This is a genomic window from Actinomadura sp. (assembly GCF_044508335.1).
Lineage (GTDB): Bacteria > Actinomycetota > Actinomycetes > Streptosporangiales > Streptosporangiaceae > Spirillospora.
In genome coordinates, this window is sequence record NZ_JBIQHY010000098.1 from 1 (window position 1) to 10,158 (window position 10,158).

The 10,158-nt window shown below is 78.7% G+C and carries 11 protein-coding genes; 2 read left to right on the forward strand and 9 right to left on the reverse strand.

Annotation, left to right across the window (positions count from 1 at the left end):
* Positions 1 to 13: 13 nt before the first annotated feature.
* Positions 14 to 871: a LysR family transcriptional regulator gene (locus ACIWVC_RS26195; protein WP_396454689.1), complete on the reverse strand. Its 858-nt coding sequence runs from the start codon at positions 869 to 871 to the stop codon at positions 14 to 16.
* A 70-nt stretch (positions 872 to 941) separates the two neighbouring features.
* Between ACIWVC_RS26195 and ACIWVC_RS26200 the strand changes: the two genes are divergently transcribed.
* Complete coding sequence (locus ACIWVC_RS26200) at positions 942 to 1,694, forward strand: SDR family oxidoreductase (RefSeq protein ID WP_396454690.1); 753 nt, start codon at positions 942 to 944, stop codon at positions 1,692 to 1,694.
* Positions 1,695 to 1,770: 76 nt separating this feature from the next.
* Here ACIWVC_RS26200 and ACIWVC_RS26205 read toward each other — a convergent pair whose 3' ends face one another.
* The 8 genes from ACIWVC_RS26205 to ACIWVC_RS26240 all read right to left on the reverse strand — a co-directional run bounded on the left by ACIWVC_RS26205 (position 1,771) and on the right by ACIWVC_RS26240 (position 9,022).
* Positions 1,771 to 3,273: a hypothetical protein gene (locus ACIWVC_RS26205; protein WP_396454691.1), complete on the reverse strand. Its 1,503-nt coding sequence runs from the start codon at positions 3,271 to 3,273 to the stop codon at positions 1,771 to 1,773.
* Positions 3,270 to 3,680: a hypothetical protein gene (locus ACIWVC_RS26210; protein WP_396454692.1), complete on the reverse strand. Its 411-nt coding sequence runs from the start codon at positions 3,678 to 3,680 to the stop codon at positions 3,270 to 3,272. The genes ACIWVC_RS26205 and ACIWVC_RS26210 overlap by 4 nt, the downstream gene beginning before the upstream one ends.
* Positions 3,677 to 4,822: a molybdopterin-dependent oxidoreductase gene (locus ACIWVC_RS26215; protein ID WP_396454693.1), complete on the reverse strand. Its 1,146-nt coding sequence runs from the start codon at positions 4,820 to 4,822 to the stop codon at positions 3,677 to 3,679. The genes ACIWVC_RS26210 and ACIWVC_RS26215 overlap by 4 nt, the downstream gene beginning before the upstream one ends.
* Positions 4,798 to 5,415, reverse strand: a complete 618-nt coding sequence (locus ACIWVC_RS26220; protein ID WP_396454694.1) for a class I SAM-dependent methyltransferase — start codon at positions 5,413 to 5,415, stop codon at positions 4,798 to 4,800. The genes ACIWVC_RS26215 and ACIWVC_RS26220 overlap by 25 nt, the downstream gene beginning before the upstream one ends.
* Positions 5,412 to 6,077: a TIGR04282 family arsenosugar biosynthesis glycosyltransferase gene (locus tag ACIWVC_RS26225; RefSeq protein ID WP_396454695.1), complete on the reverse strand. Its 666-nt coding sequence runs from the start codon at positions 6,075 to 6,077 to the stop codon at positions 5,412 to 5,414. The genes ACIWVC_RS26220 and ACIWVC_RS26225 overlap by 4 nt, the downstream gene beginning before the upstream one ends.
* Positions 6,074 to 6,763, reverse strand: a complete 690-nt coding sequence (locus ACIWVC_RS26230; RefSeq protein WP_396454696.1) for a glycosyltransferase family 2 protein — start codon at positions 6,761 to 6,763, stop codon at positions 6,074 to 6,076. The genes ACIWVC_RS26225 and ACIWVC_RS26230 overlap by 4 nt, the downstream gene beginning before the upstream one ends.
* A gap of 37 nt (positions 6,764 to 6,800) precedes the next feature.
* Complete coding sequence (locus ACIWVC_RS26235) at positions 6,801 to 7,826, reverse strand: NAD-dependent epimerase/dehydratase family protein (protein WP_396454697.1); 1,026 nt, start codon at positions 7,824 to 7,826, stop codon at positions 6,801 to 6,803.
* Positions 7,827 to 7,939: 113 nt separating this feature from the next.
* Complete coding sequence (locus tag ACIWVC_RS26240; RefSeq protein WP_396454698.1) at positions 7,940 to 9,022, reverse strand: aminotransferase class V-fold PLP-dependent enzyme; 1,083 nt, start codon at positions 9,020 to 9,022, stop codon at positions 7,940 to 7,942.
* An 84-nt stretch (positions 9,023 to 9,106) separates the two neighbouring features.
* On the opposite strand from ACIWVC_RS26240, the gene ACIWVC_RS26245 reads away from it, so the two are divergent.
* Positions 9,107 to 10,066 (forward strand): LysR family transcriptional regulator, encoded by a 960-nt coding sequence (locus tag ACIWVC_RS26245; RefSeq protein ID WP_396454699.1) that lies wholly within the window; start codon positions 9,107 to 9,109, stop codon positions 10,064 to 10,066.
* Positions 10,067 to 10,158: the final 92 nt, after the last annotated feature.

Consider the following 10,158-nt stretch of genomic DNA (forward strand, 5'->3'; position numbering starts at 1 on the left):
TGCCGGGGGCGGGTCAGGCGCTGCGGGCGGCGGCGAACTCGGCGGCGACGGCGGCCGTGGACCGCACGAACGCCGCCAGCGCCCGCGACCGGGACGCCTCCGGCCACGCCAGCACCAGCGTGGTCGGCGCCGCGTCCCGCACCGGCACCGCCACCAGGTCGTCGCGCAGCAGCCCCCGCATCGACTCCGGCAGCACCGCCACCGCCCGGCCCAGCGCGATCAGCTGCATCAGCTGCCCGCCGTCGGTGACGGGCGGCAGCCCGTCCAGGCCGTGCCCGTACCGGGCGACCGGCGCGTCGCCGCCGTCCAGGTCCGCCAGGGACACCTCCGCGCGGCCCGCCAGCCGGTGCGCGCGCGGCAGCACCGCGACCTGCGGCTCCTCCAGCAGTTCCTCCACGGCCAGGCCGGTGACGTCCTGCCGCGGCGTGTACAGCAGGGCGGCGTCGGCGCGGCCGTCGCGCAGCGCCCGGTCGGCGCCGTAGCCGAGCAGCATCTCCACCGGCACGGCGTCGGGTTCGCGCTCGTAGGCGGACAGGATCGCCGGGAGCAGCCCGCCGCCGTCCCCGCCGGGCTTCATCGCCAGGACCAGCCGGGGCCCGGTCCCGCCGGCGCGGCGGGTGCGGCGGACGGCCGCGGTGACGGCGTCCAGCGCCGCGGCGCCTTCGGCCAGCAGCGTCTCGCCGGCCGGGGTGAGCGTCACCCGGCGGCTGGTGCGCTCCAGCAGCCGCACGCCCAGGCGCCGCTCCAGCCGGCCGATCGCCCGCGACAGCGGCGGCTGCGCGATGCCCAGGCTCTCGGCGGCCCGGCCGAAGTGCAGTTCCCGCGCGACCGCCAGGAAGTAGGCGAGCTCCCGCGTTTCCACCACGTCCATACCTCCAGGGTATTGATCGGGGCGCGATCGGTGTTGGAGCCGGCCGCGCCGCCGGTGGTGGGCTGGGGGCATGAATGACACCACCACCGCCCTGGTGACCGGGGCGAACAAGGGCATCGGATACGCCATCGCGCGGGGGCTGGCCGAGCGCGGCATGACCGTGCTGCTCGGCGCCCGCGACCCGGGCCTGGGCGCGAAGGCCGCCGCGGAGCTGCGGGACGCCGGGCTCGACGTCCGCGAGGTGGTCCTGGACGTCACCGACGCGGCGTCGGTGCGGGCCGCGGCCGGGCACGTCGCCGCCTCGGCCGGGCGGCTGGACGTGCTGGTCAACAACGCCGGCATCTCCGGCGGCCCGGTCCACCTGCCCGACGAGGCCGACCTCGACGTCGTGCGGCGCGTGTTCGACACCAACCTGTTCGGCGTGTACCGGGTGACCAACGCGGTGCTGCCGCTGCTGCGCGAGGCGCCGGCGGGGCGGATCGTGAACATCTCCAGCGGCACCTCCTCGATGGCCGCGATGACCGATCCCGGCCACTACTTCTGGGACGTGGCCGCCTCGGCCGCCTACCCGGCGTCCAAGGCGGCGCTGAACATGCTGACGATCCAGTACGCCAAGCGGCTGCGGGACACGCGCATCAAGGTCAACGCGGCCGCGCCCGGCGCCTGCGCCACCGACTTCACCGTGGAGTTCGCGCGCGTCTCCGGGCGGACCGTCGAGCGCACCGCCGAGCAGGGCGCCGCCATCGCGATCCGGCTCGCGACCCTGGGCGAGGACGGCCCGACCGGCGGGTTCTTCGACGACGACGGCCCGGTCCCCTGGTGAGCGCGGCCCCTGGTGAGCGCGGCCCCTGGCGGCGGGACGGTCCCCCGGCCCGGCCCGGTCTTCCGGCGAGGGGCCGTCACCAGGGCGACAGGACCAGCGCCTGGACGGCGATCGCGGTCGCCGCCTGCGCGGCGAGCCAGGCCCGGGCCGGGGGCCGGAGCAGCGCGGCGGCGGCCACCGCCCACAGGGCGAACGGCGTCCATATCCGCTCGACCTCGCCCCTGGTCACCCCGGAGGCGTCCAGGACGAGCACGCCGATCAGCGCCGCCGCCGCGAGGGAGGCCGCCGCCGCGGGCGGCGGCCCCGCCCGGGCGCGGATCGCGCCGCGCACCGCCCGCACAGCCCCGGGCAGGGCGCGGGCGGTCGCCGGGCCGGTGAGCAGCCCCAGCACGGCCAGGTTCGCGAACACGAAGTAGGCGTAGGAGCGCTGCGCCGATCCGCGGCTGACCAGGTAGGTGTCGAGGGTGGCGGCCACGCCGTCCGGCCACCAGAACCCCAGCAGCGTGAACGCGGCGGGCGCCGCGGCCAGGCCCGCGCCGAGCGCCGCGAGCACCCCGGCCCCCGGACGGGTCAGCAGCAGCACCGCCAGCGGCACCGCGAACAGCGGCAGCAGCCCGTAGCTGAGGTAGGGCAGGCACCCCAGCAGCACCCCGCCCACCGCGGCGAGCACCGGGGCGAGCGCCGCGGCGGGGGCGGCGGCGGGGGCGGCGGACCGCGCCCCGGCCCGCCGGGCGGTGTGCCGGGAAGTGCGCCGGCGTGCGGTGCTCCGGTGTGCGGCCAGGGCGAGAAGCGCGGTGCCCCACGCGCCCACGGCCAGGAAGAACGCGTCCATCGCGGTCGCGATCCACACCGCCGCCGGCGCCAGCGCCAGGAACGGCACGGCCGCGCGGGCGGTGCGCTCCCCCGCCAGGCACCGCACCGTGACGGCGATCGCCGCGGCGGCGGACGTGCCCGCCGCGATGATGAGCGCCGCCGCCCAGCCGGTCCCGTGGAGCCCGGCCTTCTCCAGCGCCCACAGCAGCAGCGTCGGCAGCGGCGGATGCCCCCGCACGTGCGTGGTGTAGCCGCCGAGCCGCTCGGTGAACGTCCGCAGCCACTCCAGGGGGTCGGGGCGGACCTGCGCCAGGCCCGCCGGGTACTCGGTGGGCGCGTCCAGCGGCGCCTTGAGGGCGTCCCAGCCGTCGCCGGCCGCGAGCGCCACCGTCCACGCGGCCGAGGCCGCCCACGCCAGCGGCGGCAGCGCCCGCCACCGCAGCCGCGCCGCGAGCGTGGGCAGCGCCGCCACGGCGGCGGCCGCGACGGCGGCGGCGGGCAGCATCTCCCAGGTCAGGGGCCGCTCCCGCGCCCGCGCGTGCAGCGGCGGCAGCCGGTCCTCGGTGGCCAGGCCGGCGCGCCGCAGGTACCAGCCGGCGGCGAACGCCGCGGCGATCCCGGCGGCCCACACCGCGACCGCGGCCCACCCCGGCCGCCGTGCCCGCCGCCGTGCCCGCCGCGGCGTCCATCTCGGCGCCCGCCGGCGGGCCTGGGGCCGGGCCCGGCGGCCCGCGCCGGCCCGTCCCCGCGTGCCGGTTGCGGTCACCGCGCCCGTCCCCCGCGCCGCCCGGCGAGCAGGCGGACCGCGGCCGCGGCGGCCGCGGCGGCCGTGACGGCGGCCAGGACGATCGCCAGGTTGCGGCCGTAGGGCAGCGGCAGCCGGGACGGCTCGTCGGCGCGGCGGCCGTAGCCCAGCACCAGCGGCAGCGCGACCGCGGTGACGCAGCCGGCGACGATGAGCGCGGCCCGCGCGATGCGCCGGTACGCGGCGGGGAGCCGGCCGGTGGCCAGCCCGGCGGCCAGCACCGCCGGGACCAGGACCCCGTCGTGCAGGACCGCCGCGCCGGCGAACCAGGCCGCCCACCGGGCGGCGGGGACCTCGGCGGCGATGCCGCGCAGCCCGGCGCCGATGAGCGCCAGCCCGGCCGCGTAGGCGGCGGCGCGGGCGATCACGAGACCACCAGCCGGTGCACCCATTTGGTCTGCATGACCCCGGGCCGGTTCGGCGCGATCAGGCGGCAGGGGTGGCCGTGGTCGAGGGCGAGGGGTTCGCCGTTGAGGTCCAGGGCCAGCAGGGTCAGCGGGTCGCGCCAGTGCGGCGGGTCGACCCGGGAGGTGCGGTAGCGGCCCTGCCGCTCCAGCGACTCCACCCGTATCCGCGCGTCGCCGGAGACGCCGGCCAGGCGCAGCACGTCCCGCAGCCGCACGCCCCGCCAGTCCGCCTCCACGCTCCAGCCCTCCACGCAGGCGATGGGCAGCCGCGCGGTGTGCTGCGGCAGGGCGCGCAGGTCGTCCAGGGACAGCACGACCCGGCGGGCGACGCGGCCGGTGACGGTGAGCCGCCAGCCGGGGTCGCGGGCCAGGGCGGTGACGCCGGTCGCGGCGGCCGACTTGTTGACCGGGACGCCCTGCGGCCCGGTGCCGGGGCGGCGGGGCGCCAGCACGGCCAGCCGCGCCAGCGGCGTGAACGCCTCCCCCGCGGTGGTCAGCGCGACGGTGCCGCTCGCGGCGGCGGCGGTGAGCAGGAACCAGCGGCGCCCGACCGCGTCCTGCGGGCGGGTCATCACGGTCCGGCGCGCCTTGGCGCCCTGGTCGGCGACGTGGATGACCAGCGCGCCGGCCAGGATGTAGGCCGTCCAGTAGTGCGCGGTGGTGAAGAAGAACCGGAACGGGTACCAGTAGGCGATGTTCAGCACGCCGGTGGCGAACTGGAACAGCGCCGCGCCGACCAGGACGAACACCAGCAGCCGCTGCACGGCGTGGCCGATCGAGCGGACCGGCGGCCACTGCCACAGCCTGGGGTAGACCGTCCAGAGCTTGGCCAGCAGCAGCGGGACGGCCGCCAGCCCGCCGATGACGTGGACGCCCTGGGTGACCCGGTACAGGTTCACCGGCCGCGACGGCCACTGCGCCCAGCCGGGCGGGTGCTGCATGAAGTGGGAGACCAGCCCGGTCGCGAACGCCGACAGCACGCTGACGCCCAGCGCGATGCCCAGCCACGAGGCGGTCCGCTCGTCGTGGAGGCGGCTGGTGAACCGCGCCGGGAGGGAGGTGAGCAGCGCGGGCGGTGTCAAGGCCGCAGGGCGACGAACCATCGGCCGGCCTCCTCCCACAGCTCGGTGACGGTGGCGGCGCAGGCCGCGGCGAGCGCGCCGGCGGCGTCGGCGGACACGTGCGCCCAGGTGAACCATTCGCCGACCGCGCGGCCCGACCGCAGCCGCAGCGGCTCGACCCGCGAGCCGGCGCCGGGCGGGTCGACCTCGATCAGGACCCGGCCGCCGGGCGCGCACAGCGCCCGGACGCGGCGCAGCAGGGCGGCGGGGTCGCCGCCGATGCCGATGTTGCCGTCGGCGAGCAGGACGGTGCGCCAGCGGCCGGTGCCGGGCACGCGGCCGAACACGTCCCGGCACAGGGCGGGGCCGCCCGCCGCGACGGTCAGCGCGACCGCGGCGGGCGCCAGGTCGATGCCGAGGACGGGCAGGCCGCGCCGGGCCAGCGCCACGGTGAGGCGGCCCGGACCCGACCCGACGTCCAGGGTGGCGCCGCGGCAGCGGTCCAGCAGGCCGCCGTCGCCGGGCCGGGCCGCCAGCCAGTCCTTCAGCGGCAGGGGGCGGCGGCGCCCGTCGGCGTGCTCGATCTCCACGGGGGCGCGGCCGCGCAGCGCCTCCTCGTACAGGGCGCCGATCATGCCGGGACCGCCCGGGCGTGCAGGGCGCGCAGCGCGCCGGCGAACCGCCCGCCCGGCGCCGCGGCGGCGACGGCGCGGGCGTCGCCGGGGGTGTCGACGTCGGTGAGCCGCGGCAGGAACCCCACGCGCAGCCGGGCGGCGCGCAGCCGCGCGAGCAGCACCGCGCCGGTGTAGGACCGCGACATGGGGACGCCGCGCAGCAGCCGCGCGTCGGGGCGGCGCAGCCCCAGCAGCCAGAACCCGCCGTCGGCGGCGGGCCCCACCACCGCGTCGCAGCGTCCCAGGCCGCGGGCGGCGCGGGCGAGCAGCGCGGGGGTGGCCTGCGGGGTGTCCATCCCGACCAGCACCAGGGGGCGGCCCGCCCACGCGTCGGCGAACGCGGCGGCCAGCCGCTCGTCCAGCCCGGCGCCGCGCTGGGCGATGACGGCGAACCCGCGCGGCAGCCACGGGCCGGGCGCGCCGTCGAGGGCGAGGGTGCGGCGCCCGGCGGGTGCGGCGGCGACGGCGGCGAGGGTGTCGCGCAGGGACGCCTCGGCGAGCGCGGCGGCCTCGGCCGGGGTGTAGGCGGGGGTCAGCCGCGTCTTGACCCGCCCCGGGAGGGGCTCCTTGGCGATGACGACCACATCGGCGGTGCCGGGGGTGCGGGCGGCGGGCGCGTTCACGGGGCGGCCTCGGCGAGGACGCGGCGCATGTCGCGGACGGCGCGGACCGTCCCGCCGAGGGTCCCGGTGACCTTGGAGGCGCCGGTGCGGGGCCGGTAGGCGACGTCGATCTCGCCGATCGGCCAGCCGGCGCGGGCGGCGCGCAGCACCATCTCCAGCGGGTAGCCGAACCGGCGGTCGCGCAGGCCGAGGGCGAGCAGGTCGGCGCGGCGGGCGGCGCGCATCGGGCCCAGGTCGTGCAGCCGGGTCCCGGCGCGCCGGTTCAGGGAGCGGGCCAGCACGGCGTTGCCGAGGCGGGCGTGCGGCGGCCACGCGCCCCGCCCGGCGGGCCGGCGCCGCCCCAGCACCAGCCCGGCCCCGCCGGCCGGCCCGCCGGTGTCGTCGCGGCGGTGCAGCGCGGCGAGGGCGGCGGTCAGGCGGGGCAGGTCGGCCGGGTCGAGGGAGGCGTCGGCGTCCATCACGCACACGACCTCGGTCCGGGCGGCCAGCAGCCCGGCGTGGCAGGCGGCGCCGAACCCGCGGTCGGGGGCGGGCACGACGCGGGCGCCGTGGCCCGCGGCCACGCGCGCGGAGCCGTCGGTGGAGGCGTTGTCCACCACCAGGGGCCGGTAGCCGTCCGGCATGCGGGTCAGCACCCAGGGCAGGGCCTCGGCCTCGTTGAGGCACGGGAGTACGACATCGATCACGGTTCCGACGCTACTTTCGGTGACGGGTGCATGACCCTTACGAACTGGTGACGGGCGTCCGGGCGAACTCGGCCATCCCGTCGGCGAACGCCACCGCCGGGGAGAAGCCGAGCTCGCGGCGGGCCCGGTCGCCGCGGGCGACGATGTGGCGGACGTCCCCGAGCCGGTAACCGCCCGTGACGCGCGGGGCCGGGCCGCCGAACGCCGCGGCGAGCGCCCCGGCCATCGCGCCGATGGTGCGGGGCTCGCCGCTGGCGATGTTGTAGGCGCGCAGCCCGCCGGGCTCGGGCGGCCCGGCGGCGAGCCGCTCCAGCGCCAGCACGTTGGCGCGGGCGACGTCGCGGACGTGGACGAAGTCGCGGCGCTGCCCGCCGTCCTCGAACACCAGCGGCGCCTGGCCGTTCAGCAGCCGCGACCGGAAGACCGCCGCGACGCCCGCGTAGGGGGTGTCGCGCGGCATCCGGGGCCCGTAGACGTTGTGGTAGCGCAGCGCGGCGGCCGACCCGCCGGTGGCGCGCGCCCACGACGCGGCCAGGTGCTCCTGGGCGAGCTTGGTGTCGGCGTAGGCGTTGCGGGGGTCGGGCGGGGCGTCCTCGGCGACGGTGCCGGGCGCCAGGGGCCGGCCGCAGGAGGGGCAGCCGGGCTCGAACCGCCCGGCGCGCAGCGCGTCCTCGGGGCGGGGCCGCGGCCGGACGGTCCCGTGCCGGTCGCAGGTGTAGGCGCCCTCCCCGTACACCACCATGGAGGAGGCCAGCACCAGGGAGGCGACGCCGGCGCGGGCCATCTCGGCCAGCAGCACGGCGGTGCCCTGCACGTTCACCGATGTGTAGTCGGGCAGGTCGGACACGCCGGTGCCGAGGCCGACCTTGGCGGCCTGGTGGCAGACGGCGTCGACGCCGGCCAGCCGCCGGGCGACCGCGGCGGCGTCGCGGACGTCGGCGGGCGGGCCGCCGAGCCCGTCGGGCCGCAGGTCCAGGCCGCGGACGCGGTGCCCGGCGGCGGTCAGCGCGGCGGCGATGTGCGAGCCGATGAATCCGGCGGACCCGGTGAGCAGTACGTTCATGGCGACGAACGTAGGACGCGCCGGCGCGCCGGGACGGCGCGCAGGGCCCGGTCAAGGCTCCTTGTTCGAACCTTGTAAGAACTTCGCCCGGCGGGCGGGACGGTCTGCGGGCGTCAGGGCGCGATGAGGGGGGCGAGCAGTTCGACGGCCTTGTCGACGTCGGCACCGGTGGTGGTCAGGTGGAAGGCGCAGCGCAGCCGCCCCGCCCGGACGGTGGCGACGACCCCGGCGCGGCGCAGCAGGCCGGCGGTGCCGTCGGGGGCGGCGACCGACACGATCGCCGAGTCGCCGGGCGGCAGTCCCAGCCCGGCCGCGAACCGGCGGGCCAGCGCCACGTCGTGGTCGTGGACGGCCTGGACCCCGACGCGTTCGAGCAGTTCCAGGGCGGGGGCCTGCCCGGCCCAGCACTGCCACGCCGGGGACAGGTCCAGGCGGCGCGCGTCGGCGGCCAGGCGCAGCGGCAGCCCGTACACCGAGTCCCAGATGTCGGGTCCGGCGTACCAGCCGGCGCCGATCGGGGGCAGCGCGGCCAGGGCCTCCTCGGTGCCGGTCAGGAAGCAGGTGCCGCGCGGGCCGAGCAGCCATTTGTAGCCGCCGGCGACGAGCCAGTCGACGCGGCCGGCGGGCAGCGGGAGCCACCCGGCGGCCTGGGTGGCGTCCAGCAGGATGCGGGCGCCGTGCGCGCGGGCCGCGCCGATCAGGTCGTCGAGGGGGGCGATGCGGCCGTCGGCGGACTGCACCGCCGACACCGCGACCAGGCCGGTGCGGGCGGTGACCTCGTCGGCGATGCGCTCCAGCGGCACCGACCGGACCGTCAGGCCGGTGCGGGCGGCGAACGGGAACAGCAGGGAGGTGAAGTCGCCGTCGGCGACCAGGACCTCGGTCCCGGGGGGCAGCGACGCGGCGACCAGGCCCACGTAGTAGGACACCTGCGGGCCGCACGCGACCCGCGCGGCGGGGACGCCGAGCAGCCGCGCGAACGCCTCGCGCGACCGGGTGACCGCCTCGTCGAAGACGGTGGGGACCATCAGCCCGGCGGCGCGGTCGCGTTCGGCGGCGAGCATCGCCGCGTGCGCGGCGCGCGGCGGCAGCCCGTAGGTGGCGGTGTTGAGGTAGGCGACGCCGGCGGAGAACTCGCGCTGCGCCTCGGCGACGGTCAGGCGCCCCGTGGAGGGGGCGGCGGTGGAAGGGGTCATGCCCTGATCGTCGCCCCCCGGCATCCCATAGCACAAAGTGAGGTTTTCTGGGCGTCCCATCAGTGCGGTTGATACCTTGCGGGGATGCTTGATCTGCACCGGGGCCGGATCTTGCGGGAGGTGGCCCGGCTCGGCTCGATGACCGCCGCCGCGCGGTCCCTCTCCTACACCCAGCCGGCGGTGTCGCACCACATCGCGCGGCTGGAGGCCGAGGCCGGCACGCCGCTGGTGATCCGGCACGGCCGGGGGGTGCGGCTGACCGAGGCGGGGCGGATCCTGGTCGAGCACGTCGAGGACGTCCTGGCCCGCATGGACGACGCGCAGGAGCAGATCGCGGCGATCGCGGGGCTGCGCGCCGGGCGGGTGCGGGTCGCGGTGTTCCCGACGGCCGCCGGGGGCCTGCTGCCGGACGCGCTGGCCCGGCTGCGGGAGCGGGCGCCGGGGGTGTCGGTCACGCTGGTGGACGCCGAGCCGCCGGAGGCGCTGTCCCTGCTGCGCGCGGGCGACACCGACGTCGCGGTGGTGTTCCGCCACGCCCACACCCCGCCCGACGTCGACGCGCGGTTCCGGGAGGTAGTGCTGGGCGAGGACCCGCTGCGGCTGCTGGTCCCGGCCGGGCATCCTCTCGCCGAGGCGGAGCGGCCGCGCCTGCAGGACCTGGCCGGCGAGACGTGGGCGTCGGGCTGCGCCCGGTGCCGCGACCATCTGCGGTGGGCGTGCGCGCAGGCCGGGTTCACGCCCGACATCGCGTTCGCCACCGAGGACCACGTCGCGATCCAGCGGCTGGTGGCGCGGGGGCTGGCGGTCACGACGCTGCCGGCGCTGGCGCTGAGCCTGCACACCGAGCCGGGCGTCGCGGTCCCGGACGTGCCCGCGGTCGGCAGCCGCACCATCAGCGCGGTCGTCGCGGCCGGTCCGCGCCCGCCCGCGGTGGCGGCGCTGCTGGACGAGCTCGCCGCCGTCGCCGGCGCGCCACCGCCCGGCACGGTGCCGCAGGAAACAGCGCCGCAGGAAACAGCGCCGGTCAGGACGGGCACCGGCTAGGACGAGCCCCGGTCAGAAACGTGCCGGCCGGGACGGGCGCCGGTCGGGACAGGCCGCGGTCAGGACAGGTGGCGGTCAGGACAGGTGGCGGT